Origin of the sequence: Nesterenkonia sp. F (assembly GCF_000220985.1) — a bacterium.
In the GTDB taxonomy this organism is placed as follows: Bacteria; Actinomycetota; Actinomycetes; order Actinomycetales; family Micrococcaceae; genus Nesterenkonia.
Genome location: NZ_AFRW01000064.1, coordinates 25,331 through 50,593, shown reverse-complemented (window position 1 = coordinate 50,593; position 25,263 = coordinate 25,331). Strand labels below are relative to the sequence as shown.

21 protein-coding genes and 1 tRNA gene are annotated in these 25,263 nt (G+C 71.5%); 10 read left to right on the top strand and 12 right to left on the bottom strand.

Annotated elements, in window-relative coordinates; translation table 11 throughout:
• Positions 1-32: 32 nt before the first annotated feature.
• On the bottom strand, positions 33-2,780 hold the full coding sequence (gene aceE, locus GU5_RS0105280) for a pyruvate dehydrogenase (acetyl-transferring), homodimeric type (protein ID WP_010524535.1): 2,748 nt from the start codon (positions 2,778-2,780) through the stop codon (positions 33-35).
• A 425-nt stretch (positions 2,781-3,205) separates the two neighbouring features.
• Between aceE and GU5_RS0105275 the strand changes: the two genes are divergently transcribed.
• The 3 genes from GU5_RS0105275 (at position 3,206) to GU5_RS0105265 (ending at position 5,868) form a co-directional block, all read left to right on the top strand.
• The gene (locus GU5_RS0105275) at positions 3,206-3,676 is read left to right on the top strand and encodes a DUF3052 domain-containing protein (protein ID WP_010524534.1); all 471 of its coding nucleotides are present in this window, start codon (positions 3,206-3,208) and stop codon (positions 3,674-3,676) included.
• On the top strand, positions 3,673-4,269 hold the full coding sequence (locus GU5_RS14170; protein ID WP_010524533.1) for a redoxin domain-containing protein: 597 nt from the start codon (positions 3,673-3,675) through the stop codon (positions 4,267-4,269). The genes GU5_RS0105275 and GU5_RS14170 overlap by 4 nt, the downstream gene beginning before the upstream one ends.
• Positions 4,270-4,392: 123 nt before the next feature.
• The gene (locus GU5_RS0105265) at positions 4,393-5,868 is read left to right on the top strand and encodes an NCS2 family permease (RefSeq protein WP_010524532.1); all 1,476 of its coding nucleotides are present in this window, start codon (positions 4,393-4,395) and stop codon (positions 5,866-5,868) included.
• 46 nt (positions 5,869-5,914) lie between these two features.
• Here the strand turns inward: GU5_RS0105265 and GU5_RS0105260 are convergent, their stop codons facing one another.
• Both GU5_RS0105260 and GU5_RS0105255 read right to left on the bottom strand, forming a co-directional pair.
• Positions 5,915-6,736 carry an SDR family NAD(P)-dependent oxidoreductase gene (locus GU5_RS0105260; RefSeq protein WP_010524531.1) on the bottom strand — a complete coding sequence of 274 codons (822 nt, stop codon included), beginning with the start codon at positions 6,734-6,736 and terminating at the stop codon, positions 5,915-5,917.
• The gene (locus tag GU5_RS0105255) at positions 6,733-8,172 is read right to left on the bottom strand and encodes an FAD-binding oxidoreductase (RefSeq protein ID WP_010524530.1); all 1,440 of its coding nucleotides are present in this window, start codon (positions 8,170-8,172) and stop codon (positions 6,733-6,735) included. Before GU5_RS0105255 ends, GU5_RS0105260 begins: the two co-directional genes overlap by 4 nt.
• 32 nt (positions 8,173-8,204) lie before the next feature.
• Here GU5_RS0105255 and GU5_RS14165 point away from each other — a divergent pair, with 32 nt between their 5' ends.
• Positions 8,205-8,387: a hypothetical protein gene (locus GU5_RS14165; RefSeq protein ID WP_010524529.1), complete on the top strand. Its 183-nt coding sequence runs from the start codon at positions 8,205-8,207 to the stop codon at positions 8,385-8,387.
• Between the two features lies 1 nt (position 8,388).
• Here GU5_RS14165 and GU5_RS0105245 read toward each other — a convergent pair whose 3' ends face one another.
• The 5 genes from GU5_RS0105245 to map form a co-directional block, all read right to left on the bottom strand.
• Positions 8,389-9,111, bottom strand: a complete 723-nt coding sequence (locus GU5_RS0105245; RefSeq protein ID WP_010524528.1) for a potassium channel family protein — start codon at positions 9,109-9,111, stop codon at positions 8,389-8,391.
• Between the two features lie 10 nt (positions 9,112-9,121).
• Positions 9,122-9,460, bottom strand: a complete 339-nt coding sequence (locus GU5_RS0105240; RefSeq protein WP_010524527.1) for a GRAM domain-containing protein — start codon at positions 9,458-9,460, stop codon at positions 9,122-9,124.
• 70 nt (positions 9,461-9,530) lie between these two features.
• Positions 9,531-9,603, bottom strand: a tRNA-Val gene (locus tag GU5_RS0105235).
• Between the two features lie 106 nt (positions 9,604-9,709).
• Positions 9,710-10,543, bottom strand: a complete 834-nt coding sequence (ppgK, locus tag GU5_RS0105230) for a polyphosphate--glucose phosphotransferase (protein WP_010524526.1) — start codon at positions 10,541-10,543, stop codon at positions 9,710-9,712.
• Positions 10,544-10,750: 207 nt separating this feature from the next.
• Positions 10,751-11,644, bottom strand: a complete 894-nt coding sequence (gene map, locus GU5_RS0105225) for a type I methionyl aminopeptidase (RefSeq protein ID WP_010524525.1) — start codon at positions 11,642-11,644, stop codon at positions 10,751-10,753.
• A 112-nt stretch (positions 11,645-11,756) separates the two neighbouring features.
• On the opposite strand from map, the gene GU5_RS0105215 reads away from it, so the two are divergent.
• Entirely contained in the window at positions 11,757-12,953 is a 1,197-nt protein-coding gene (locus tag GU5_RS0105215; protein ID WP_083830321.1) for a nitronate monooxygenase family protein, read from the top strand.
• Between the two features lie 70 nt (positions 12,954-13,023).
• Here GU5_RS0105215 and GU5_RS0105210 read toward each other — a convergent pair whose 3' ends face one another.
• Entirely contained in the window at positions 13,024-14,232 is a 1,209-nt protein-coding gene (locus tag GU5_RS0105210; RefSeq protein ID WP_029514029.1) for an MFS transporter, read from the bottom strand.
• A gap of 74 nt (positions 14,233-14,306) precedes the next feature.
• Between GU5_RS0105210 and GU5_RS16995 the strand changes: the two genes are divergently transcribed.
• On the top strand, positions 14,307-14,483 hold the full coding sequence (locus GU5_RS16995) for an SPOR domain-containing protein (protein WP_010524522.1): 177 nt from the start codon (positions 14,307-14,309) through the stop codon (positions 14,481-14,483).
• Positions 14,484-14,534: 51 nt separating this feature from the next.
• On the opposite strand, the gene panB is transcribed toward GU5_RS16995, so the two are convergent.
• The gene (panB, locus tag GU5_RS0105200; RefSeq protein WP_010524521.1) at positions 14,535-15,500 is read right to left on the bottom strand and encodes a 3-methyl-2-oxobutanoate hydroxymethyltransferase; all 966 of its coding nucleotides are present in this window, start codon (positions 15,498-15,500) and stop codon (positions 14,535-14,537) included.
• Positions 15,501-15,601: 101 nt separating this feature from the next.
• Between panB and glnA (GU5_RS0105195) the strand changes: the two genes are divergently transcribed.
• Positions 15,602-16,942, top strand: coding sequence for a type I glutamate--ammonia ligase (glnA, locus tag GU5_RS0105195; protein WP_010524520.1), 1,341 nt, complete (start codon positions 15,602-15,604; stop codon positions 16,940-16,942).
• A gap of 16 nt (positions 16,943-16,958) precedes the next feature.
• A complete protein-coding gene (locus GU5_RS0105190; RefSeq protein ID WP_010524519.1) occupies positions 16,959-20,021 on the top strand; it encodes a bifunctional [glutamine synthetase] adenylyltransferase/[glutamine synthetase]-adenylyl-L-tyrosine phosphorylase in 3,063 nt (1,020 codons plus the stop codon).
• A 39-nt stretch (positions 20,022-20,060) separates the two neighbouring features.
• Here the strand turns inward: GU5_RS0105190 and GU5_RS0105185 are convergent, their stop codons facing one another.
• Together GU5_RS0105185 and glnA (GU5_RS0105180) are read right to left on the bottom strand one after the other, a co-directional pair.
• Positions 20,061-21,053, bottom strand: a complete 993-nt coding sequence (locus GU5_RS0105185; RefSeq protein WP_010524518.1) for an LLM class flavin-dependent oxidoreductase — start codon at positions 21,051-21,053, stop codon at positions 20,061-20,063.
• A 338-nt stretch (positions 21,054-21,391) separates the two neighbouring features.
• Positions 21,392-22,816: a type I glutamate--ammonia ligase gene (glnA, locus tag GU5_RS0105180; protein ID WP_010524517.1), complete on the bottom strand. Its 1,425-nt coding sequence runs from the start codon at positions 22,814-22,816 to the stop codon at positions 21,392-21,394.
• Positions 22,817-23,391: 575 nt separating this feature from the next.
• On the opposite strand from glnA (GU5_RS0105180), the gene GU5_RS0105175 reads away from it, so the two are divergent.
• Together GU5_RS0105175 and GU5_RS14160 are read left to right on the top strand one after the other, a co-directional pair.
• A complete protein-coding gene (locus tag GU5_RS0105175) occupies positions 23,392-23,805 on the top strand; it encodes an RDD family protein (protein ID WP_010524516.1) in 414 nt (137 codons plus the stop codon).
• Positions 23,806-23,883: 78 nt separating this feature from the next.
• Positions 23,884-25,260: a YncE family protein gene (locus GU5_RS14160; RefSeq protein ID WP_010524515.1), complete on the top strand. Its 1,377-nt coding sequence runs from the start codon at positions 23,884-23,886 to the stop codon at positions 25,258-25,260.
• Positions 25,261-25,263 lie beyond the last annotated feature (3 nt).

Below are 25,263 nucleotides of genomic sequence, written 5' to 3'. Positions count from 1 at the left end.
GCGGGGACGCCCGCGGGAGCGACGGCGAGGAGTCAGTCCTCGTCGGCGGCTCCGGAGGTGCCGGCGTTGACGTCGCTGAGCTGGTACGTCGCGTAGGCCTTCTCCGCCAGCGACGGGTCGACGGAGCCCTCGTCGGCCAGCATCTGCAGCGCGCGCACCACCATGGAGTGGGCGTCGATGCGGAAGAAGCGGCGGGCCGCCGGCCGGGTGTCGGAGAAGCCGAAGTCGTCGGCGCCCAGCGTGGCGAAGCGGTTCGGCACGAACTGCCGGATCTGGTCGGGGACCTGGGTGGAGAAGTCCGTCGAGGCGACGATCGGCCCCTCGGCGCCGGCGAGCTTCTGCGTCACGTACGGCACCTCCGGCTCCTTCTCCGGATCCAGCATCGCCGACTGCTCGACGTCCAGCGCCTGGCGGCGGAGCAGGTTCCACGAGGTCACCGACCAGATGTCGGCGGAGACGCCCCAGTCGTCGGCCAGCAGCTGCTGGGCCTCCTGGGCCCACGGGACCGAGACGCCGGAGGCCAGCAGCTGGACCTTCGGGCCGTCGGTCTCGCCGACGGCGATCCGGTGGATGCCGCGCAGGATGCCCTCGACGTCGACGTCCTCCGGCTCGGCCGGCTGGGTGACCGGCTCGTTGTACACCGTCAGGTAGTACATGACGTTGCGGTCGATCTCCCGGCCGTCGTGGTCGCCGTACATCTCGTACAGGCCGCGCCGCATGATGTGGGCGATCTCGAAGCCGAAGGCCGGGTCGTAGTGCTTGACCGCCGGGTTGGTCGCCGCCAGCAGCGGGGAGTGCCCGTCGAGGTGCTGCAGCCCCTCGCCGACCAGAGTGGTCCGGCCGGCGGTGGCGCCGACGACGAAGCCGCGGCTCAGCTGGTCGGCGGCCGCCCAGAAGGAGTCGCCGGTGCGCTGGAAGCCGAACATCGAGTAGAAGATGTAGAACGGGATCATCGGCTCGCCGTGGGTGGCGTAGCTCGTGCCCGCGGCGGTGAAGGCCGCCGTCGCGCCGGCCTCGTTGATGCCGGGGTGCAGCAGCTGGCCCTGCGCGGACTCCTTGTAGGCCAGCATCAGCTCACGGTCGACCGAGATGTAGTTCTGGCCCTTGGGGTTGTAGATCTTCGCCGTGGGGAAGAACGAGTCCATGCCGAAGGTGCGGGCCTCGTCGGGGAACATCGGCACGATGCGGTGGCCGATGTTCTTGTCCCGCATCAGATCCTTCAGCTGGCGGACCAGGGCCATGGTGGTCGCGGCCTGCTGCTTGCCCGAGCCCTTCTTCGCCTGGGCGTAGGCCTTGTCCCCGGGGAGCTCGAGGGTGTTGACCGGCTCGCGACGCTCCGGCAGGGGACCGCCGAGGGCCTTCCGCCGCTCGTGCAGGTACTTGATCTCCTCGGCGTCCTCGCCGGGGTGGTAGTACGGCACGTTGTACGGGTCGGCCTCGATCTGCTCGTCGCTGACCGGGATCCGCAGCGTGTCGCGGAAGAGCTTGAGGTCGTCGACCGAGAGCTTCTTCATCTGGTGGGTCGCGTTGCGGCCCTCGAAGCTCGGTCCCAGGCCGTATCCCTTGACCGTCTGGGCGAGGATCACCGTCGGCCTGCCCTCGGACTGCATGGCGGCCTGATAGGCGGAGTAGACCTTCTGGTAGTCGTGCCCGCCGCGCTTGAGGTTCCAGATGTCGTCGTCGGAGAGGTCGGCGACCATCTCCTTGGTCTTCTCCGAGCGGCCGAAGAAGTGCTCGCGGATGAACTCGCCCGACTCGGCCTTGTAGGTCTGGTAGTCGCCGTCGAGGGTCTCGTTCATGATGCGGACCAGCTCGCCGTCGTCGTCGCGGTCGAGCAGCTGGTCCCATTCGCGGCCCCAGAGGACCTTGACCACGTTCCAGCCGGCGCCCCGGAAGAAGGCCTCCAGCTCCTGGACGATCTTGCCGTTGCCGCGCACCGGACCGTCGAGGCGCTGCATGTTGCAGTTGATCACGAAGGTCAGATTGTCGAGCTTCTCGTTGGCGGCCAGCTGCAGCATGCCGCGCGACTCCGGCTCGTCCATCTCGCCGTCGCCGAGGAAGGCCCAGACGTGCTGCTCGGAGGTGTCCTTGATCCCGCGGTTCTGCAGGTAGCGGTTGAACTGCGCCTGGTAGATCGCGTTCATCGGGCCGATGCCCATCGAGACGGTGGGGAACTGCCAGAAGTCCGGCATCAGCCGCGGGTGCGGATAGGAGCTCAGGCCGTGCGGCGCCTGGGACTTCTCCTGGCGGAAGCCGTCGAGGTCCTCCTCCGACATCCGGCCCTCCAGATAGGCGCGGGCGTAGTTGCCCGGGGAGGAGTGGCCCTGGAAGAAGACCTGGTCGCCGCCGCCGGGGTGGTCGGCGCCGCGGAAGAAGTGGTTCAGCCCGACTTCGTAGAGCGTCGCCATGCCCGCGTAGGAGGAGATGTGGCCGCCGACGGAGATGCCCTCCTTCTGCGCGCGATGGACCATGATCGCGGCGTTCCAGCGCAGCACGCGGCGGAACCGGCGCTCGAGCTCCTCGTCGCCGGGGAACTCGGGCTCCTGATCGACCGGAATGGTGTTGACGTAGTCGGTGGTGGTCACCATCGGGATGTCCACGGACTTCGCGCCCGCCCGCTGCAGGAGGGTGCGCACGATGTACTCGGCCCGCTCGGTGCCGTGGATCTCCAGCAGCTGGTCGAACGACTCCAGCCACTCCCGGGTCTCCTCCGGGTCACGGTCGGGGAGCTGATTCGTCAGACCGCTGCGAATGTGCGAGTTCTCTTCACCAGCGCTCACAGGTACCTCTCTCAGGGGTCGGCGGTGCGGTCCCGTGACCCGCGGACAGGGGTGCGTCGCGCGGCGGGGCCGGGAGGTCGGGCGCGACCATCAGTGTGAGGACGCGCTCTTTCTGGGGCAACTTTACCCCCAACGTCGATCCGCGCACGTCGGAGGTCCTCCGGCGGCGGTCCGCGGGGCGGCGCAGACGCAGATCATGACGGCCGGCGTCGTCGAGCGCACCATGAGGCCGCACCGCCGAGGCGGCGCACCCGGTGTGGCACTTCCCACCCGCGCGGGGCCCGACGTACCGTGGTGTCGGGACGTCGTCGACGTCGTGTCGGCGTCATGTCGACGGTGCGCCGACGGCGCACGCTCCGGCGACGTCCGCGTCCGACGCCAGACCTCCGCCGCGAGGTCGCCGACTGAGAGAGAGGGACAGACAGGTGAGCCAGGCAGCCGCTGCCGAGGACCCGCTGAGCGCCGACACCGGCCATGGATACGACGCCGCGTGCAATGTGGTGGACTCATCGGGACTGCTGGGGGAGCTGGGCTTCTCCGCCGACCACCTGGTCCAGGAGATCGGCGTCGACGACGACGTCGACGAGGACTTCCGCCGGCGGCTCGAGGAGCTGCTGGACGAGGAGCTCATCGACGAGGACTCCCAGGAGGTCGTCGACGCGGTGCTGCTGTGGTTCCGCGACGGCGACGATGATCCGGTCGACGCGATGATGGACGCGCTGACCACGCTCGACGAGGGCGGCGTGGTCTGGATGCTGACCCCGCGCTCCGGCCGCGAGGGCTACGTCCCGCCGGTGGAGATCCACGACGCGGCGGCCAACGCCGGACTGCACGTGACCTCCTCGGCCGGCGTGAGCGAGAACTGGGCGGCCTCGAAGCTCATGGCGCGCAAGTGACCCGGACGGCGCGCCGCGGGCCCTCCGCGGGCGCCGACGGCGGAGCACGGATCGGCGAGCTCGCGCCTCCGGCGGTCGGCCGGACCCACCACGGCGAGGAGCTCCGACTGGAGCAGCTGGCCGGGGCGCCGGTGCTGGTGATGTTCTATCCCTTCGCCTTCAGCCGCGTCTGCGGTTCGGAGCTGGCGGAGCTGCAGGCCCGTCGTGCGGAGCTGCGTCGCCTGGGCGTGCGAGCGCTGGCCGTCAGCTGCGACGCGATCCACAGTCTGCGGGCCTATGCCGAGCATCTGGTCGCGGCCGCCGGATCCGCCGGCGACGTCGGCGACGTCGGCGACGCCGAGGATGCCGACGACGGCGCGGGGCCCGCGGCCGGCGACGGGCTCGGCGTCGAGCTGGTCAGCGACTTCTGGCCGCACGGGCGGATCGCCCAGGACTTCGGGGCCTTCGACGCCGAGCGCGGCGTCGCGACGCGGACGAGCTACCTGCTCGACGCCGAGCTCGTCGTCCGGCATATCCAGCACGTGCCGACGCATCAGGCTCGAGAACTGGACGAGACCCTCGACGTGCTCGCCCGGCTGAGCCGCATCCCCTGAGCCGCATCTCCTGACGCGTTCCTGCTCGTCCGCGCCGCAGCATCCGCCCGTGGCGCATCCCATGACCCCATCCGGCGGCCGCGGGCGGCGTCGGCGCCCGCCTTTCGCTTAGAGTGGAGCTCCGTGAGCACCACGACTGAGACTGCGACGGCCGCGCGAGGCGGCGCTCTGGACCGATACTTCGAGATCACCGCCCGCGGGTCGACGGTGGGCCGCGAGATCCGCGGCGGGCTGGCGACCTTCCTGGCGATGTCCTATATCGTCGTGCTGAATCCGCTGATCATCGGGGCCTCGACCGATTCGACCGGCCACTTCCTCGGCGGCGGCACCGAGCCGAACCTGCCCGCGGTCGCCGCGGCGACCTCCCTGGTCTCGGGCCTGATGACCATCCTGATGGGCGTGGTCGGCAAGTTCCCGATGGCGGTCTCCTCCTCGCTGGGACTCTCCGCCTTCATCACCTACGGCATCGTCGTGCTGCCCGGCATGACCTGGGCCGACGCGATGGGTCTGGTGGTCATCGAGGGATTCATCCTGCTGCTGCTGGTGCTCACCGGCTTCCGCCAGGCCATCTTCGACGCGGTGCCCGCCCAGCTGAAGACCGCCATCAGCGTCGGCATCGGCCTGTTCATCGCGCTGATCGGGATGATCAACGCCGGCTTCATCCAGAACGGCGGCGGCACCGCCCTGGAGCTGGGCGCCGGCGGCTTCCTCTTCGGCTGGCCGCTGGTCATCTTCCTGGTCGCGCTCTTCGCACTCTTCGCCATGTGGGCGGCGAAGATCCGCGGCGCGATCCTCTACTCGATCGTCGGAGCGACGGCGCTGGCCATCACCCTGGAGTCCTTCCTGCACATCGGCGCCGTCGGCCAGGACGGCGAGAACCCCTACGGCTGGGAGCTGACGGCGCCGACGCTGGACCAGGAGTGGTTCACGCTGCCGGACTTCTCGCTGCTCGGCGGGTTCAACCTGCTCGGCTCCTGGGAGAGCATCGGCATCATCGCCGCCTCGCTGGCGGTGTTCACCCTGCTGCTGGCGAACTTCTTCGACCTGCTCGGCACCATGGTCGGGGTCTCGAACGCAGGGGGCATCAAGGACGCCGACGGCGGCGTGCCGTGCTCGCGCCGCATCATGGTCTCCGATGCGCTGGGCACCATGGGCGGCGGACTCGGCGCGACGTCGGTGAACTCCGGGTTCATCGAGTCGACGGTCGGCGTGGGCGACGGCGCCCGCACCGGCCTGGCCAACGTGGTCACCGGCGCGCTGTTCCTGGCCACGATCGTGCTCTCGCCGCTGGCTGCGGTCATCCCCACCGAGGCGGCCTCCGCGACACTGGTGCTGGTCGGGTTCCTGATGATGCAGCAGATCACCCGCATCGACTGGACCGACCCGGAGATCGCGATGCCGGCGTTCATGACCGTGGTGCTGATGCCGTTCTCCTATTCGATCACCAACGGCATCGGTGCCGGCTTCATCACCTACGTGGTCATCAAGATCCTGCGCGGCAAGGCGAAGCAGGTGCATCCGCTGATGTACGTCACCGCGGCGCTGTTCATCCTGTACTTCATCTCCGGGCCGATCCAGGACGCCGTGGGCGCCGGCTGATCGACGACGGTCGGGCCGGTCGGGCCGGTCGGGCCGTCGGGCGCGCTCAGCCGGCCAGCAGCTGCTCGCTGAGCTCCCAGTGCCGGCGCGCGACCTCGGGATCGTGTCCGGCGGCGGCGGTGCGCGCGATCTTCAGGTCGGATCCGCAGTACTGGCCGGACTGCCAGGTCCGGCCCGGCGTGCCGGTGATGAGGTGCGCCAGCCGCGTCCCGCCCTCCTCGGGGGTGGTGAACATCCTCCGCAGGGCCGAGTGGTACGCCAGGCGGAACCAGCTGGAGGTGTCGGAGGCGAAGTTCGTGGCGACGAACCCGGGGTGGAAGGCGACCGCCGACAGCCCCTCGGCGTGGAACCGGGCGTGCAGCTCGCGGACGAAGAGGATGTTCGCCAGCTTCGCGTTGCCGTAGGCTCGATTGGCGGTGAATCGCTCCCACGTCTGGACGTCGTCGAGGTCCAGGCGGGAGAAGACGCGGGCTCCGATGCTGGAGGTGGCCACCACCCGCGCCCGCGAGTCCAGCAGCCGGTCCTGCAGCCGCCGCGTCAGCAGGAACGGCGCGAGGTGATTGACCTGGAAGGACTTCTCGAAGCCGTCCGGCGTGGCGCTCGGACCGGAGAAGACTCCGCCGGCGTTGTGGGCCAGCACGTCGATGCGCTCGCAGCCCCGGCGCAGCGCCTCGGCGAGCGACCGGACGTCGTCGAGCCGGGTGAAGTCCGCGATGTGATGCTCGGCGCCGACCTCCTCCGCCACCGCTCGCGTCTTGTCCGGCGAGCGGCCGACGAGCACCAGCCGATGCCCGGCGTCGGCGAGCTGTCGTGCCGCGGCGGCGCCGATGCCGTCGCTGGCTCCGGTGATGACGATCGTCTCGGTCATGCCGTCTCCTGGGCGAAGATCTTGCCGGGGTTGAGCAGACCCTGCGGATCGAAGACCGCCTTGATGCCGCGCTGCAGCTGCAGCTGCTCGGGGCCCAGCTCGTCGGGCAGCCAGGCTCGTTTGAGCAGCCCGATCCCGTGCTCGCCGGTCAGCGTGCCGCCGACCGCCAGGGCATGGGCGAAGAGCGCCTCCGCCGCCGCCCAGACTCTCGCGGGGATCTCCTCGCTCGTGACCACGAAGGTCGGGTGCAGGTTGCCGTCGCCGGCATGGCAGGTCGTCGGGATCGTCACGCCGTGGGCGGCCTCCAGCTCGCGGATCGCCGCGAAGGTCTCCGCCAGGCGGCTCCGCGGGACCGCGATGTCCTCGACGAGCAGCGTGCCCTGCGCCTCCAGGGCGGGCAGGGCGGCACGGCGCAGCGCCAGCAGCTCGGCGGCGCGCTGCTCGTCGTCGGTGGCCTCGACGTCGCCGCCGTGGTCGCGCAGCACGGCGACCACGGCCTCGGCCAACGTCGCGGCGCCGGGGCCGTCGCACTGGACGAGCAGATGCGCTCTTCCCCGACGCAGCAGATCCTGGTCCGCGTGCTCGGCGACCGCGGCGAGCGTCGGCTCGTCCATCAGCTCCATCAGGGCGATGCGATGGCCGGCGGCGGTGATCGCCGCGGCGGCGCGGGCGGCGTCGTCGACGGAGTCGAAGAAGGCTCCGATCGTCGTCGGCGGGCCCTCGGGCAGCGGATCGAGCCGCAGCGTGGCCTCGACGATGATGCCCAGGGTGCCCTCGGAACCGATCAGCAGGGCGCAGAGGTCGTAGCCGCTGACGCCCTTCACCGTGCGATGCCCGGTCTCGACCACCCGGCCGTCGGCGAGCACGACGGTCAGCGCCAGCACCGCCTCCCGGGTGACGCCGTACTTGGCGCAGAGCAGCCCTCCGGCGTTCATGGCGATGTTGCCGCCGACCGTGGAGATGTCGCGGCTGGCCGGATCCGGCGCCCACCAGAGGCCGTGCTCGGCCAGGGCGCGGTTGAGGTCTCCGTTGAGGATCCCGGGCCCGACGACGGCGAGCCGGTCCGCCGGGGAGATCTCCAGGATGCGGTCCATCGAGCGGGTGGAGAGCACGATCTCTCCGCCTCCGGCGACCGCTCCGCCGGCCAGGCCCGTGCCGGCGGCCCGGGTCACGATCGGAGTTCCGTGCGCCGAGGCGATGCGGCAGGTCTCCTGCACGTCGGCGACTTCGCGGGCCTCCACCACCGCCAGCGGCGGTGCGTCGGCCCGGTGGCCGGAGCGGTCCGCCGTGCAGGCGGTCAGCACCTCGGGGTCGGTGACGACGCGGCCGGGCAGGGCCCGTCGCAGCGCCTCGACGACGCGACCGTCCGTCTCCGAGGGGCCCGACGCGGGGGCACCGGTGCTGACGTCGGCGCCGGCGTCTGTGCTGGGGGACATGCTCACCTCGTGATCGCGGGGCAGCGGGGCACGTGCTCGCAAGCAGTCTAACCGGGCCGACTCCGGCCAGAGCGCTGCTGGGCGCCGGCGTCACCAGGCTGGATCAGGTCGCCCGGATCGACGACGCCGAGCTGCCGGCGCTGCACGGCGTCGGGCCCAAGGCCGTGCGGATCCTGCGCGGGGCCCTGCGGGAGCGTGAGGGCCGCGAGAGCTGAGTCAGTCCTGTTCTGGATCGCCGGCGTCGACCGTCGTGCTGTCCGAGGGCTCGTCGCCGGACTCCCGGGGACGAACCGCCGGTTCCACCGCCTGCATCACCCAGGAGGCGACGCCGGCGGTGATCGCCCCGAGCAGCGCGATGCCCACGATCATCAGGGCCACGGCGATCAGCCGCCCGGCGACGGTGACCGGGTAGAAGTCGCCGTAGCCGACGGTGGCGCTGGTGACCACCGCCCACCAGATGGCGTCGCCGAAGCTGGTGATGTTGGCGTCGGGATGGCCGCGTTCGACGTCGAGGATCGCCACGGCGCCCAGCAGGATGCACAGCAGCGCGGTGGCGGCGACGTAGATGCTGGTCTGCCCCACGAGTCGGCGGGTCATCACCCGCTGGACCAGGCGCAGGGCGCTGAGCACGCGCAGCACGCGCAGCGGACGGAACACCGGCACGAGCACCAGCAGCACGTCGTACCAGCGGGCGAGCAGGTAGCGGCCGCGCCGCTCCGCGAGCACCAGGCGGATGCCCAGATCCACGGCGAAGGCCGCCCAGAGCGTCCAGGAGACGGTGATGAGCAGCTGCTCCAGCGTCGGCGGGATGCTGGTGTCGATCACCCGCCAGGCGTAGGCGACGAAGAACGCCGCCGCCAGCAGGATCATCGGGATCTCGGTGCGGCGCTCCCAGCGCTGCACGCGGCTGAGCGTATGGTCGGTCGGCTGCGGGGTCATCGGCTCCGGCTCAGGCGGCCGGGCGGCCGGCGGCCTGCAGGATCTCGCGGCGCCAGGTCTTGCGGCCGAAGAGCACGAAGCGCAGCTCGGCGCCGTCGCGGGTGCGCACCGCGAGCGAGTTCGGCATCACCGGGATCGCGTCGAGGAAGAGCGTCCAGACCGGCTCGGCGTCGACGATCTCGCCGAGCCCCACGACGGAGGTCCCGGTCTGGATGTTGAACGCGTGGGATTCGAAGATCAGCCGGCGGTCGGTCAGATGGAGGCGTCCGCCGGGCGTCTCGGCGCCGCGCTGCAGATTGGCGTTCGAGGACTTCAGCACCGTCTCGCCGGGGTTCAGCTCGGTCTTCATGGATCTCTCCGCACACGGTCGGGAACATCGGCCGGGGCGCGCCGAGGTCGGCCCCGGCGCAGGATGTCGGTGGGCCCTGCCGGGATCGAACCGACGACACTCGCGGTGTAAACGCGATGCTCTGCCAGCTGAGCTAAAGGCCCGTCACCGGCGGCCGCGGCGCCACGATCCGCCGGCTCCGCGGGACGACCCGCGGGCGGCAGGCAAGGCGCCGGGCGCACCGGCGAGAAGACTATACCAGTCGCACGGTCAGCGTTTCGCCGCCTGTCGGCGGGTCTGCTCGGCCGCGTGCAGGGCGGCGCCGACGATGCCGGCGTTGTTCTTCAGCTGCGCCGGCACCACCGGGGCACGGACGTCGGTGACCTGCGGCAGGAAGTCCTCGCTGCGCTTGGAGATGCCCCCGCCGATGATGAACTTCTTCGGCGAGAACAGCCGCTCCAGGTGCACCAGGTAGCGGTTCAGCAGCCGTCCGTACTCGTCCCAGGGCATGTCGGCGCGCTCGCGGGCCGCCGCCGAGGCCTTCTGCTCGGCCACCTCGCCCTCGAACTCCAGGTGACCCATCTCGGTGTTCGGGACCAGCTCGCCGTCGTGGACCAGCGCCGAGCCGATCCCGGTGCCGAGGGTGACGGTCATGACCGAGCCGGAGGTGTCCGAGCCGGCGCCGTAGTGGGCCTCGGCCAGGCCGGCGCCGTCGGCGTCGTTGAAGGTGTGGATCTGACCAGGCAGGTCGCGCAGCAGGGCCCCGGCGTCGCACTCCAGCCAGGAGTCGTCGATGTTCGCCGCCGAGAGCACCTGGTTGTCCACCACGATGCCCGGCACCAGCACCCCGACCGAGAGCTCCGCGACCGCCGGGGCCTTCTCGCGGCGGAGCAGCTCCTCGAGGATCTCGCCGATCACCCCGGCGACGGCCTCGGGGGTCGCCGGCTTCGGCGTGGGGATGCGGAAGCGCTCCCCGGTGAGCTTGCCCTTGTCGAGGTTGACGATGCCGCCCTTGATGCCGGTGCCGCCGACGTCGATGCCGATGGCGCGCTTGGGCAGCCCGTGCGGGCCGGTCGTGGACGGGTTCTCGACTGCGTGGGTCATCGCTCTCCAGGGGTGGGGCGACCGAGCGCGGATCCTGCGGCGACGACGTCGCCCGGGCGCCGATCGCGGGCCTCAGCGTGCGGGGTGTGCGTCGTCGCACCGGAACAGCAGGCCGTGCCGAGCGGCGCGGCGCCGGAGAACAGGATAGCGTCCGAAGCGATCCGGGTCACGTCCGCGCCGCGGAGAAGTCGTCGCGCGCGGCGGGACTCAGGCCTCCTCGGAGGGCAGCGTGAGGATCTCGGCGCCGTCCTCGGTGACGACCAGGGTGTGCTCGAACTGCGCGGTGCGCCTGCGGTCTCGGGTGACCGCGGTCCAGCCGTCCTCCCAGAGCTCGAAGTGCCGGGTGCCCAGGGTGAGCATCGGCTCGATGGTGAAGACCATGCCCGGCTCCATCGGCTGGGAGTGGTCCGGCGCGGCGTCGAAGTGCGGGATGACCAGCCCGGTGTGGAAGGCCTTGCCCACGCCGTGGCCGATGAACTCGCGGACCACGCCGTAGTCGAAGCGCTTCGCGTAGGACTCGATGGTCCGCCCGATGACGTTGATCGGCCGTCCGGGCTTCACCGCACGGATGGCGCGCATCATCGCCTCCTTCGTCCGCTCGACGAGCAGCCGGGACTCCTCGTCGACGTCGCCGACGAAGAAGGTGACGTTGTGGTCGCCGTGGACGCCGTCCAGGTAGGCGGTGATGTCCAGGTTGACGATGTCGCCGTCGGCCAGCGGCCGGGAGTCCGGGATCCCGTGGCAGATCACCTCGTTGACCGAGGTGCAGATCGACTTCGGGAACCCGCGGTAGCTCAGGCAGGAGGGATAGGCACCGCGGCTGACCAGGTACTCGTGGGCGACGGCGTCGAGCTCGTCGGTCGTCACGCCCGGAACGACGTGCCGGCCGGCGGCCACCATCGCATCGGCGGCCAGCTGCCCGGCACGGCGGATCCGCTCCACGGTCTCGGCGTCGTAGACGTCTTCGCCGGTGTACTCCGGCGGCGCGTCGAGCCCGACGTAGTCCGGACGCGGGATATGGTGCGGCACCGTCCGCTCGGGGCTCAGCGTGCCCGGGGTCAGCGTGCCGATCGGAGCCGTGGAGGAGGATGCGGATGCCATGTCGGCGATCCTATCGCTCGGCGCGCGCGAGGACCCAGTCGTCGGCGGGCTGCTCCTCGCGGACGTGCCGGAGGTCACTGCTCGCCACGCGGTGACGGCCTAGCATGGCGACATGGAGAGCAGAGCAGGTGCTGACGGGACGACTGACGGGACGACTCACGGGCCGACCGGCGAAGCGACCGGCCGGGTGGCCCCGCTGCGGCGTCGGGTGATCCAGGCGCCCATGGCCGGCGGGCCGTCGACGCCGGAGCTCGCCGCGGCGGTCGCCGACGCCGGCGGGCTGGGCTTCCTGGCCGCCGGATACCTGGACGCCGAGGCGATGGCCGGGCAGATCGCCGCCGTCCGCGAGCTCACCGACGCGCCGGTCGGGATGAACCTCTTCGCCCCGCCCGAGGACGAGGCCGACCTCGTCGCCGCCGACGATCACGGCCTGGCGGACTACCGGCGACGCCTCGAGCCGGAGGCGCGCCGCCTGGGCGTCGACCTGCCGACCTCGACCATCGTCGACGACGATCACTGGCGCGCCAAGCTCGACGCACTCATCGCCGATCCGGTGCCGGTGGTCTCCTTCACCTTCGGTCTGCCGCAGCCTGCCGACGTCGCGGCGCTGCACGGAGTCGGCACCCGGCTAGTCGGCACCGTGACCGGCGAGCGTGAGGCTGAGGACGCGCTCGCCCGCGGGATGGATGCGATCTGCGTGCAGGGGCCGGAGGCCGGCGGCCACCGCGGCACCCACCGCGTCGGCGCCGATCCGGACGACCGGCCGCTGGGTGAGCTGGTCGCCGCCGTCGCCGAGGTCGTGCGGCGCTCCCGGACCTCCGACGACCCCACCGGCACCACCGGCTCGACCGTCGTGCCGCTGATCGCCGCAGGTGGCATCGTCGACGCCGCCGACGTCGCCGCGGTCCGCCGGGCCGGGGCGGATGCGGTCCAGCTCGGCACGGCATTCCTGCTCACCCGCGAGGCCGGGACCTCGCCGGCGCATCGTCGGGCGTTGGACGAGGAGCGCGATGCGGTCTCCGCGTCGCGGCCGGCACGCGGAACGACGGTGACCCGCGCTTACACCGGACGGCCGGCGCGGGGCCTGCGCACCTCCTTCATCGAGACCTATGGGCACGTCGCTCCAGCGGCCTATCCGCAGGTCCACCAGCTCACGAAGCCGCTGCGGGCGGCCGCGGCCCGTACCGGCGACCTCGAACGGTGCCACCTGTGGGCGGGGACCGGCGCCTCGCGGACGTCGGAAGGCCTCATGTCGGATGTCCCGGCAGCGTCCGTGGTGGACCGGTTCGCCGCGGCCTTCGACGCCTGAGTCGGCGCGCCGCACGTGTCAGCACCTCAGTACCTCAGCACCGTCAGTTCTCTCGGCCCAGCACGGACGGTCATCGGCCGACGGCCGGGCGGCGCGGACGCAGCTGCAGGGCCAGCGCGGCCACGGCGATGATCGTGACCAGGGTCAGCGCCGTCGGCAGCGACCAGACGGCGGTCGCGGCTCCGATGGCCGGGCTCAGGCCGATCGAGACGGTGCGCATCGTCCAGCTGATCCAGGTGACCCCGCTGTGCGCCGGCAGACCCTCCAGGGCGTCGGCGCCGGCGAAGGCCAGCGGCACGGTGATCGCACAGCCCAGGCCCGCCACGGCCAGCGCCGCCAGCGTCAGCGCCAGCGAGGGCGCCCAGGCGGCGCCGAGCATCCCCGCCACCACTGCGGCGAGGCTGCCCAGCAGCGCCGGACGCTTCCCGATCCGGTCGACCACGCGGTCGCCGAACAGCCGGCCGACGAACTGGGCGCCGAGCAGCACGCTGAGCCCCACGCCGGCGGCGGCCACCGGGGCGTCGCGCTCGGAGGCGAGCAGCACCGCCGACCAGTTGTTCCCCACGTCCTCGACGGAGATCCCGGCCAGGGCGACCAGGGCAAGCGGCGCCAGCAGCATCGCCACGCGCAGGCCCGGCGGACGCGCCGTCGGCGCCTCGGCGTCCAGGGCGAGCGTCTTCTCGGGCAGGAACCGTCGGGCCGCCAGCGCCATCGAGGCCGCGCAGGCCAGGCTCCAGATCCCCAGATGGGCGAGCAGCGGGACGCCGAGCATCGCCGCCAGCGTGCCCACGCCGCCGCCGAGGGCCGCTCCGACGCTCCAGCCGGCGTGCATCGAGTTCAGCACCGAGCGTCCGCCGGCCTCCTGGACACGGATGCCCTGGGCGTTCTGCGCGACGTCGACGACGGCGTCGCCGCAGCCGGCGGCCATCAGCCCGACCAGCACGATCCACGGGGAGCCCAGCGTGACTCCGGCGGCGACCACCACGACCGCCGCGGCCACCCAGACGGTGCCCAGTGCGGCGGCCCGGGCGACGCCGATCCGGCGGGAGACCACTCCGGGAAGGTGCAGCGCCAGCGTCCCGCCGACGGCGTAGCCGACGACCAGCAGGCCGAACAGCGCGGGGGAGAGGCCCAGCGCCTCCTTGACCTCCGCGTAGCGGGCGAGCAGCGACGCGGGCAGCGCGCCGTTGGTGGCGAAGGCGAGCATCGCCGCCATCCGGGCTCTGCGGACCGGGGGAGGCGTCGGAGCACGAGCGTCGGCGACGGCGGATCGAGGCATGCTGACGAGTCTCGTCCAGGATCCGCGGAGGCGCAATCAGCTTCCTGCGGCGGCGCGGCGCGTAGGCTGGAGGCATGACGGAGTACTGGTACAACGTGACCACCGGCGAGGTCGAGGAGGGGGCGCAGTCCAGCTGGAAGCACCTGCTCGGCCCCTACGACACGCGGGAGGAGGCCGCCGCGGCGCTGCGTCGAGTCCGGAAGAACAACGAGGCCTGGGAGGACGAGGGCCCCGGAGACGACGAGGGCTGACCCGAGGGACTCGCCGTCCGGCCGACGCCTGAGCGCCGGATGCTGGGCGGCTCAGTCGTCGAAGCTGTGCTCCGCGGCCGGGAATCGCCCGGCGCGGACGTCCGCGCGGTAGGCGCCGACAGCCTCGGCGACGGTCGAGCGCAGATCCGCGTACTCGCGCACGAACCGCGGCTTCCGGCCGGCGGTCAGTCCCAGCATGTCCTGCCAGACCAGCACCTGACCGGTGGTTCCCGCCCCGGCGCCGATGCCGATCGTCGGCACGGTCAGTTCGGCCTCGACCCTCGCGGCGACCTCGGCGGGCACCATCTCCATCAGCACGCCGAAGGCCCCCGCCTCCTCGAGGGTCCGGGCGTCGGCGAGCAGCCGCTCTCCGGCCTCGCCGCGGCCCTGCACCCGGTAGCCGCCGAGCGCGTGCTCGGACTGCGGAGTGAAGCCGATGTGGGCCATCACCGGGATCCCGGCGGCGACCATGGCGCGCACGTGCTCGGCCATCGCGGCGTCGCCCTCGACCTTCACCGCGTGGACGCCGCCCTCCTTCATCAGCCGCACTCCGGTCTCCACAGCCTGCTGCGGGGAGGCCTCGTAGCTGCCGAAGGGCACGTCGGCGACCACCAGGGCGCGGTCGACGCCGGCGACGACCGAGCGCGAGTAGACCAGCATCTCCTCGACCGTCATCGACAGCGTCGTCGACCGGCCCATCATCACGTTGGCCGCCGAATCCCCGACCAGCAGCACCTCGACGCCGGACTGGTCGAAGATCCCGGCCATCGTGGCGTCATAGGCGGTGAGCATGGAGAAGCGCTCGCCGGCCTCCTTGAACCGCCGCAGATGCACTGTGCGCACTCGGCGCGGAGTGAACCCCGCCGCCGGGTCCTCGGCGCCTCCGGCCGTGCTCGTCGACGAGGCCGGTGCCGGTGCTGGACCGGCGTACGGCGCGGTCTCGGCGTCGGCGGGGCCGCGGGCGGCCTGCGGGGTCTGCGGAGAGGTCTGCGGAGGGGTCTGCGGCGTCTCGGACATGGCCCCCACGATACCGCCGACGCACGGCCCGGCCGCCCGACGGGACTCCGGTAGAGTGGGGACGGCCAGTGACCCCGCACGTCAGAGAGTTGGCAGCGAGCATGGATCGACAGCAGGAATTCGTACTGCGCACCATCGAGGAACGGGACGTCCGTTTCGTGCGCCTCTGGTTCACCGACGTCGTCGGCGCCCTGAAGTCGGTCGCCCTCGCGCCGGCCGAGGTCGAGGGCGTCTTCAGCGAGGGACTGGGCTTCGACGGGTCCTCCATCGAGGGGCTCTCGCGAGTCTTCGAGTCCGACATGCTGCTCAAGCCCGACCCCTCGAGCTTCCAGATCCTGCCCTGGCGCGGCGAGGAGGAGCCGACCTCGCGGATGTTCTGCGACATCCTCACCCCGGACCAGGAGATCGCCGCGGCCGACCCTCGCTCGGTGCTGCGTCGTCAGCTCGACGCGGCCGGAGAGATGGGCTTCACCTGCTACACGCATCCGGAGATCGAGTTCTACCTGCTGGAGTCCGAGCATGTCGACGCCGAGGGCCACCCCGTGCCGGTGGACCGGGCCGGCTACTTCGACCACGTGACCGGCAGCGTCTCCCAGGACTTCCGGCGCCACGTGGTCAACATGCTCGAGGCCGTCGGGATCTCGGTGGAGTTCAGCCACCACGAGGCCGGCCCGGGGCAGAACGAGATCGATCTGCGCTACGCCGACGCGCTGACCACTGCGGACAACATCATGACCTTCCGCACCGTGATCAAGGAGGTCGCGGTGATGCAGGGCAAGTACGCCACTTTCATGCCCAAGCCCTTCGCCGCGCACCCGGGGTCGGGGATGCACACCCACTTCGGCCTCTTCGAGGGCGACACCAACGCGTTCTTCGCCCCCAACGCGGAGTTCAACCTCTCGACCATCGCCCGGCAGTTCATCGCCGGCGTGCTCACCCACGCGCCGGAGTTCACCGCGGTGACCAACCAGTTCGTGAACTCCTATAAGCGGCTCTGGGGCGGCGGCGAGGCGCCGTCGCACGTCTCCTGGGGCCACAACAACCGCTCGGCGCTGATGCGGGTGCCGCTGTACAAGCCCACCAAGGGCGGCTCGGCGCGCATCGAGTTCCGCGGCATCGACTCCTCGGCCAACCCCTACCTGGCCTACGCCATGGTCCTGGGCGCCGGGCTGAAGGGCATCCGCGAGGAGTACCAGCTGGCCGAGGCCATCACCGAGGACGTGTGGTCGCTGACCACTCCGGAGCGCAAGGCGCTGGGCATCAAGCCGCTGCCGGGCACGCTGCACGATGCGATCCGTCAGATGGAGGAGTCCGAGCTCGTCGCCGAGGTCCTGGGCGAGCAGGTCTTCGAGAACTTCCTGCGCAACAAGCAGGAGGAGTGGGACGACTACCGCGTCAACGTCTCGCCGTTCGAGATCAACCGGTACCTCGGCCTGATCTGAGAGGGCGAGGTCGAGCATGGACGCACTGTCCACCCGTGAGCTGATCGCGACCGGATTCCAGCAGCTCGACCGCGCCGCCGGCTTCCTGAAGGATCCGCAGCTGGCCGACGTCGACGTCCGGGCGCTGCTGAGCACGCTGCGCGTCGCTCCGGACCCCGACCAGGCCCTGCTGCTGCTGATCCGCCTGCTCGAGCGCGCCGAGGGCGTGGCCGAGCTGCTGGTCCCCGGCGCCGAGGGCGGGATGCCCCGCGCGATGCCGATGCTGCGGCTGCTGGGCGCCTCTCCGGCGCTCGGCGAGTTCATCGTCCGGCGGCCCGAGCACGCCGACCTGCTCGCCGTCGACTGCGCGGCGATGCCGCACACGGTGCCCGCCGAGACGATGCGCGCTGAACTGCTGGCCGCCGTCCGGGCCGACGGCGCGTCGCCCGGCGGAGCCGCCGCGGCGCCGGAGGCCCGACTGGCGGAGGACTTCACCGTCCGCGACGCCACGGTCGCGCTGCGCGTGGCCTACCGTCGGCAGCTGACCGCGCTGGCGCTGCGCGACCTCTGCGCCGAGGACCCGCTGGAGCATCAGCCGCTGGTCTCCCGGCAGCTGGCCGACCTCGCCGGTGCGGCGCTCGACGCCGCCCTGGCCGTCTCGCGCGCCGATCTCGTCGCCCGCCAGGGTACGGCCGTGCGCGAGGTCGAGCTGGCCGTCATCGGCATGGGGAAGTGCGGTGCCCGCGAGCTGAACTACGTCTCCGACGTCGACGTCATCCACGTCCACCGGGCCCCGGAGCACCTCGAACCTTCCCGGGCCGGCACGCTCGCGGCAGGGCTGGCCTCGGGGATCGCCCGCGTCGTCGACGGCTCGGCTCCGGAGCCCGGCCTGTGGGAGGTCGACGCCAATCTGCGCCCCGAGGGCAAGGACGGACCGCTCTCCCGCAGCCTGGAGTCCCATCTGGAGTACTACCGACGCTGGGCGCACGGCTGGGAGTTCCAGGCGCTGCTGAAGGCCCGCCCTGTGGCCGGCAGCGCCGATCTGGGCGCGGCGTACATCGCCGCGATCTGGCCGCAGGTCTGGAGCTCCTCCCAGCAGGAGGGCTTCGTGGAGAACGTCCAGCGCATGCGTCGGCGGGTCTTCGCGACCATCCCCGACGAGAACGTCGCGCGCGAGCTGAAGCTCGGCCGCGGCGGGCTGCGCGACATCGAGTTCACCGTGCAGCTGCTGCAGCTGGTCCACGGTCGGGTGGACGAGTCGCTGCATGTGCGCGACACGCTCACCGCGATCCGTGCGCTCGGCGACGGCGAGTACATGGCCGCCCGCGACCAGGACGCGATGTCGCGCTGCTATCGCTGGCTGCGGCTGCTCGAGCATCGCATCCAGATGACCAGCATGCGGCGCACCCATCTGATGCCCGTCCGCGAGGAGGAGCTGCGGGCGCTGGCGCATGCGATCCAGCCGCCCGGCACCGACCGGCGGCATACGCCGGAGGGCCTGCAGCGTCGCTGGCGCGACGTCGTCCGCGAGGTCACCAGCTTCCACGAGACGATCTTCTACCGGCCGCTGCTGTCGACCACTGCGGTGCTCTCCGACGAGGAGGTCCGGCTCTCCTCCGAGGCCGCCCAGGCGCGGCTGGCCGCACTGGGATACTCGGACACCGCCGGGGCGATGCGGCACATCGAGGCGCTGACCTCCGGGGTGACGCGGCGGGCGACGCTGCAGCGGCGCATCCTGCCGATGATGCTGGGCTGGTTCGCCGAGGGTGTCGACGCCGACGCCGGTCTCATCGCCTTCCGTCGGCTCAGCGAGTCGCTGGGCAGCAGCCCCTGGTACCTGACGATGCTGCGCGACTCCTCGGTGGCCGCCGAGCGGCTCTGCCACGTGCTCTCCAGCTCACGGTTCATCTCCGACCAGCTGGAGCATTCTCCGGAGTCGACCCGCTGGCTCGGCGACGACGACGCGCTGCGGCCGCTCAGCTATCAGGCGCTCTGGACCGAGGTGCAGAACCAGCTCGCCCGCCACGAGGGCGACGCGATGACCGCCGTGCGGCTGACCCGTCTGGTGCGCCAGCGCGAGGTGCTGCGCATCGCCGTCGCCGATGCGGCCGGGCTGCTCGACATCCAGGAGATCGGCCGGGCGCTGGCCGACGTCGACCGGGCCTGCACGCTGGGGGCGCTGCGCGTCGCCGAGCAGGACGTCTTCGGCGCCGAGGATCCGCAGGTCGAGCTGCTGGTGGTGGCCATGGGCCGGCAGGGCGGCCGGGAGATCACCTACGGCTCGGACATGGATGCGCTCTTCGTCCATCGGGCGCTGCCCGGTGGGGACTCCACCGCCGCCGACGAGCAGGCCCAGCGGCTGGCCTCGCGGCTGAGCGCGCTGCTGACCGGGTCGGTGAAGCCGCCGGTGCGCGGCGAGCACCCGCTGCAGCTCGACGCCGACCTGCGTCCTGAAGGACGGAAGGGCACGCTGTCCCGCTCCCTGGAGTCCTTCCGCGAGTACTACCGCCGCTGGATGGACGTCTGGGAGCGGCAGGCGATGCTGCGTGCGAGGCCGCTGGCCGGCTCCGACGCGCTGGCCGCGGACTTCATGGAGCTCGTCGACGAGGTCCGCTTCGGCGCGCCGCCCACCGACGGGCAGGTCCGCGAGATCCGCCGGATCAAGGCCCGGGTGGAGAGCGAGCGGCTGCCCCGCGGCGCCGATCCGTCCCGGCACGTGAAGCTCGGGCGCGGGGCGCTCTCCGACGTCGAATGGCTGGTCCAGCTGACTCAGCTGCAGCACGGCCACGAGCTGCCGACCCTGCGCGGGCAGTCGACGCTGCCGACGCTGGAGGCGATGGTCGCCGCCGGGCTGGTCACCACTGAGGACGCCGCCGTGCTCGCCGAGGCCTGGACGCTGTGCACCCGGGTGCGCGCCGGGATCAAGATCTGGACCGGCCGGTCGAGCGACGTGCTGCCCTCCGGCCGGCGCGATCTGGAGGCGGTGGCGCGCTGGTGCGGCTTCGAGGCCGGGGAGGCCGCCGCCTTCGAGGAGCACTATCTGCGCACCACCCGGCGCTGCCGGCAGGTCTACGAGCGGCTGTTCTACACCGAGGCCTGAGCCCCGGCGCCGTCCGGGCTGGGGAACAGACCTGCCGGATCAGGCGCGCGGGGCCAGCAGCTGCAGCGTGCGGTGCTGGACGGCCTCGTCAGGGGCCAGGTTGACCAGCATGAGCTCGTCGGCGGAGACCTCCTCGGCGAAGGCGTCCAGCCAGGAGACGACCTCATCGGCCGTGCCGGCGGCGGTGCGCGAGAGCATGTCGAGAACCTGCTGACCGGCCGGATGGCCGCGCAGCGCGGTGACGTCGTCGTCGCTGAGCTCCCGCTGGCGACCCAGCATGGTGCGGATCCACTGGTCCTCGGCGCGGCGCCGCTGCTCGGCGGCCACGGCGCCGTCGTCGTGGGCGATGACGTTGGCCGCGGCGATGAAGTGCGGCTCGGCGTCGGGGCCCTGCAGCGAGTTCGTCGCGTCGAAGTGCTCGCGGTAGACCGCCGCGGCCTCGGCGAGCATCTGCGGGGCGAAGTGCGAGGCGAAGGCGTAGGGCAGACCCAGTCGGGCGGCCAGCTGCGCGCCGAAGGTCGAGGAGCCCAGAATCCACAGCGGCACGTCGGTGCCCTGGCCCGGGTGGGCGTTGACCCCCGGGATGCGACTGGGTCCGGCGAGGTAGCCGGAGAGCTCGAGGATGTCGGTGGAGAAGCGGTCGGCCTCCGAGCCGTCGCGGCGCAGGGCGCGCAGCGTCGCCCCGTCGGTGCCCGGGGCGCGTCCCAGACCCAGGTCGATGCGGCTGGGGAAGAGCGTCTCCAGCGTGCCGAACTGCTCGGCGATGACCAGCGGCGCATGGTTCGGCAGCATGACGCCGCCCGAGCCGACGCGGATCTGCTCGGTGGCGGCGGCGACGTGCTGGATCAGCAGCGAGGTCGCCGAGGAGGCGATGTGCGGCATGTTGTGATGCTCGGCGAACCACAGCCGGGTGTAGCCGTGGGCATCGGCCGTCTGCGCCAGCCGCACGCTGCGCGCGATGCCGTCGGCGGCGGTCTCGGGCGGGCGGACGACGGCGAGGTCGAGCACGGAGAGGGGGCGGGATGCGGACACGGCGGCGGCTCCTGGAATGACGCGGGGCGGACGGGACGACGGCGCCGTCGTCGGGCGGCGGCCGGCGGACCGCGCCCGGCCTCGAGGGAGGAGCCTCGCGGTCCGGGCACGGCCCTGTGAAGAGCAACAGGGCCCCGCGGGCCGCTCATCCCGGATTCGCTGAGAGCATGATCACCGTGCCCCGGCGGCGCATGGTCGGGCGCACGCCCGGATTCTCACCCGGACACACGCGAGGCCCGCATCGCGTCCTGCGATGCGGGCCTCGCCGGGGTGCTCCTTCGGGCCGATCCGAACCAGATCGGCGTCGGGATCAGCTTGCGGAGATCAGATCGAGGGGATCAGACGGAGTAGTAGAGGTCGAACTCGTAGGGGTTCGGGCGCAGCGCCAGCGGCTCGATCTCCTCCTCGCGCTTATAGGCGATCCAGGTCTTCACCAGGTCCTCGGTGAAGACGTCGCCCTCGAGCAGGAACTCGTAGTCGTCCTCCAGCGCCTCGAGCGCCTCGTCCAGCGAGCCCGGGGCTTTCTGGATCCCGGAGAGCTCCTCCGGCGGCAGCTCGTAGAGGTCCTTGTCGATCGGCTCGGCCGGCTCGATGCGGTTGCGGATGCCGTCCAGGCCGGCCATCAGCTGCGCGGAGAAGGCCAGGTAGGGGTTGGACGAGGGGTCCGGCGCGCGGAACTCGAGGCGCTTGGCCTTCGGGCTGGCGCCGGTGATCGGGATGCGGATCGCCGCCGAACGGTTGCCCTGCGAGTAGACCATGTTGACCGGGGCCTCGTAGCCCTTCACCAGACGGCGGTAGGAGTTGACCGTCGGGTTGGTGAAGGCCAGCACGGCGGAGGCGTGCTTCAGCAGGCCGCCGATGTACCAGCGGGCGGTGTCGGAGAGGTTCGCGTAGCCCTTCTCATCGAAGAACAGCGGCTCGCCGTCGGTCCACAGCGACTGGTGGCAGTGCATGCCGGAGCCGTTCTCGCCGAAGATCGGCTTCGGCATGAAGGTGGCCGACTTGCCGAACTGCTCCGCGGTGTTCTTCACGACGTACTTGAACTTCATCAGGTCGTCGGCGGCGTGGACCAGCGTGTTGAAGGTGTAGTTGATCTCCTGCTGACCCGGACCGGCGACCTCGTGGTGGGAGCGCTCGACCTCGAGATCCACGTTGTCCAGGGCGATGCAGATCGCGTCGCGGACGTCGGAGCTCTTGTCCTGCGGGGAGACCGGGAAGTAGCCGCCCTTGGTGCCCAGCTTGTGGCCCAGGTTGCCGCCGGGGACGTCCTCGCCGGAGGTCCAGGTGGCCTCCTCGGAGCCGACGACGTAGAAGGAGGCCTGCGGCTCGGACTGCCACTTCACGTCGTCGAAGAGGAAGAACTCAGCCTCGGGGGCGAAGAACGCGGTGTCGGCGATGCCGGAGGAGCTCAGGTACTCCTCGGCCTTCTGCGCGACGCCGCGCGGGTCGCGGCGGTAGGGCTCGCCGGTGCGCGGGTTGACGATGGAGAAGGTCATCGCCAGCGTCTTCTCGGCGCGGTACTCGTCGACGAACGCAGTGGCCACGTCCGGGATGAGCTGCATGTCGGACTCTTCGATGCCCTGGAAGCCGCGGATCGAGGAGCCGTCGAACAGCTGGCCGTCCTCGAAGAAGTCCAGGTCGACGGTCTTGGCCGGCACGTTGAAGTGGTGCTGGCTTCCGGGCAGGTCCGTGAAGCGGACGTCGACGAACTTGACGTCCTCATCCTTGATGAACTTCAGGACCTCTTCGGGTGTGCTGAACATGCGTCCTTGCTCCTGTCGAGTGGTGTCGGGGTCCGGACGGAGCCCCGGTCGGCGTGATTCACCCTATCGACGTCCTCGACGGCGTGTGCCTCCGATCACCCAATGTGTCGCCTGGGCGGCGTTCCATCGTGCGGTTCGGCGGCCGACGCGGCCGTCGGAGGACTCGACGGCGGTCGCTGGCGACCACGCTACGGGGGCGCCGTTTCTCCACCATCACGCAAATGTTTCCGCGATGTAACTTAAGCTGCTCATCCGCCGGCCCGATCCCGGCTGCCGGCGGTGCGGGCGTGAGGCCTCCGTCGGGGGTCCGCGGCGGCCATCATCTCCTCCTGTCGTCGGGCTGTGAGGTATCGCAGGGCAATCGCGCTGCGATACCTCACAGCCCGACGATGACGCGCGGTCGGACTCCGGCAGGCTCCACGGAGCAGCCTCGTTCGGGGAGAGGGCGGCGGCCGGGGAGGTAGAATGAGGGGGGTGTCTCGTAGCCCAGAGGGGGCCTGATGTCCGCGCTGTCCGCGCCGCGCGACCCGCCGGCGTCCCCGTCCTGTCCGTCGTATCCGTCCAGGAGGAGTCCCGTGGCCGATCGAACCTCCGCCGAATCGTCGCCCGCCGCGGTCTGGCCCGGCAAGCGGCTGGGACTGCCGGAGGCGGGCCCAGGCAGCATGGCGGGGCTGGGTCGGCGCATCGTCGCACTGCTGATCGACTGGCTGATCGCCGGGCTGATCTCGGCCGCCTGGCTCGGCGGCGACTCGCTGCTCACGCTGCTGATCTTCGCTGGGATGCACACCATACTCCTCGGCCTGCTCGGCACCACGCTCGGCAAGCGTGTGGTGCGCCTGCAGGTCGTCCGCGGCCCGCGGGCGGCCGGCGTGCCCCGGGCGCTGCTGCGCACGGTGCTGCTGCTGCTGATCCTGCCGGCGGTCCTCTCCGACGGCCAGGGGCGTCCGCTGCACGACGCGGCGGCTGGTACGGTGCAGCTCAGAATGTGAGTCCTCCCACGTGCTGACGGGCCCGCGTCGACGTGCGGGCCGACGCGGGCGGACTCCGCTGCGCACCGGAGGGGATCCATGCAGGACCGCACCATGCCGACGACGGCCGTCGCACCGGGGATCGGACCGCCTGTCGGTCGGCGTCGCCGAGGATCCGCGGCCCTCGCGGCGCTGGTGGTCGGCGCCCTGCTGACCGGATGCGCCGGCGACCCCTCGGAGTCGGAGTCCGCGCCCGAGGACTCCGACCAGGCCGAGTCCCCAGGATCCGGCGCAGAGGGACCTGGCGAGGGATCCGGTGAGCAATCCGGCGGAGACGCCTCGGACGACGCTTCCGCGACCGATCCCGAGGCGGGCCCGAGCGAGGAGGGTGACCCTGACGAGGAGCAGGCCCGACCGGACTGGCCGGCGTCGTCGTCCACCGGACTGCAACCGGTGGAGACGATCACCGCCGGCGACATCTCGCCGAAGTCGGTGGTCTCCAGCGACCATGGCCTGATCATCACGAACAATATGATGTATCAGCACAACATCACTCTCTACGACGCACGCACCCATGAGGTCGTGCAGACGCTGGAGGACACCGTCCAGCCGGCGGAGTTCGGACTGGAGGGCTACCCGGACACGGTGGCCGGGTCGCCGGTGGAGGCGACGTGGACCGCCGACGGGCAGCACGCCTACGTCTCCAACTATCAGCTCAACGACGGCGCCCACCGCGACCTGGGCGCCTCCGCCGACGACTCCTGCACCGCCGGCGACGCCATCCGGCCCTCCTTCGTCTACCGCTACAGCGTCGTCGAGCAGGACTGGGACCAGGTGATCGAGGTCGGGCGCGTGCCGAAGTTCCTCACGCTCACACCCGACGACTCCCGCCTCCTGGTCTCGAACTGGTGCGACGCCTCGATGTCAGTGGTCGACACCGCCTCGGGCGAGGAGATCGAGCAGATCGGGCTGAACAGCATGCCGCGCGGGATCGTGGCCATGCTGGACAACACCACGGTCTATGCCACGGCGATGTTCGCCGACGAGGTCTACGCGGTGGACCTGGATCAGGGCACCGCCGACGTCGTGCTGCGCACCGGCAGCCGGCCGCGGCATCTGGTCCGCGACGCCGCCGGCGAGGACATCTACCTGACGGTCTCCGGGGCGGATGCGGTGCTGCGGCTGGATCCGGAGAGCGGCGAGGTGGTCGATCGAGCCGTCACCGGCGACGAGCCGCGCAGCATGGCGATCTCGGCCGACGGCAGCGCCCTGCACGTGGTCAACTACCACGAGGACACCGTCTCCAAGTTCGACGCGGAGAGCATGGAGGAGATCGTCCGCCGGCCCACCGGGCATCACCCCGTCGGGATCACCTACGACGTGGTCACCGGATCGGTGCTGGTGGCCAACTACAGCGGCTCGTTGAGCGTCTACGACGACACCGGCGGGGCGCCGGGGAGTTTGGCGGCCGACTGATCG

Bases quoted from the DNA above. Each gene is read 5' to 3' on its own strand.
- GU5_RS0105260 (WP_010524531.1), bottom strand. From the start codon at position 6,736: ATGACCGAGACGATCGTCATCACCGGAGCCAGCGACGGCATCGGCGCC.
- GU5_RS0105255 (WP_010524530.1), bottom strand. From the start codon at position 8,172: ATGTCCCCCAGCACAGACGCCGGCGCCGACGTCAGCACCGGTGCCCCC.
- GU5_RS0105245 (WP_010524528.1), bottom strand. From the start codon at position 9,111: ATGACCCCGCAGCCGACCGACCATACGCTCAGCCGCGTGCAGCGCTGG.
- GU5_RS0105240 (WP_010524527.1), bottom strand. From the start codon at position 9,460: ATGAAGACCGAGCTGAACCCCGGCGAGACGGTGCTGAAGTCCTCGAAC.
- ppgK (WP_010524526.1), bottom strand. From the start codon at position 10,543: ATGACCCACGCAGTCGAGAACCCGTCCACGACCGGCCCGCACGGGCTG.
- map (WP_010524525.1), bottom strand. From the start codon at position 11,644: ATGGCATCCGCATCCTCCTCCACGGCTCCGATCGGCACGCTGACCCCG.
- GU5_RS0105215 (WP_083830321.1), top strand. From the start codon at position 11,757: ATGGAGAGCAGAGCAGGTGCTGACGGGACGACTGACGGGACGACTCAC.
- GU5_RS0105210 (WP_029514029.1), bottom strand. From the start codon at position 14,232: ATGCCTCGATCCGCCGTCGCCGACGCTCGTGCTCCGACGCCTCCCCCG.
- GU5_RS16995 (WP_010524522.1), top strand. From the start codon at position 14,307: ATGACGGAGTACTGGTACAACGTGACCACCGGCGAGGTCGAGGAGGGG.
- panB (WP_010524521.1), bottom strand. From the start codon at position 15,500: ATGTCCGAGACGCCGCAGACCCCTCCGCAGACCTCTCCGCAGACCCCG.
- glnA (WP_010524520.1), top strand. From the start codon at position 15,602: ATGGATCGACAGCAGGAATTCGTACTGCGCACCATCGAGGAACGGGAC.
- GU5_RS0105190 (WP_010524519.1), top strand. From the start codon at position 16,959: ATGGACGCACTGTCCACCCGTGAGCTGATCGCGACCGGATTCCAGCAG.
- glnA (WP_010524517.1), bottom strand. From the start codon at position 22,816: ATGTTCAGCACACCCGAAGAGGTCCTGAAGTTCATCAAGGATGAGGAC.
- GU5_RS14160 (WP_010524515.1), top strand. From the start codon at position 23,884: ATGCAGGACCGCACCATGCCGACGACGGCCGTCGCACCGGGGATCGGA.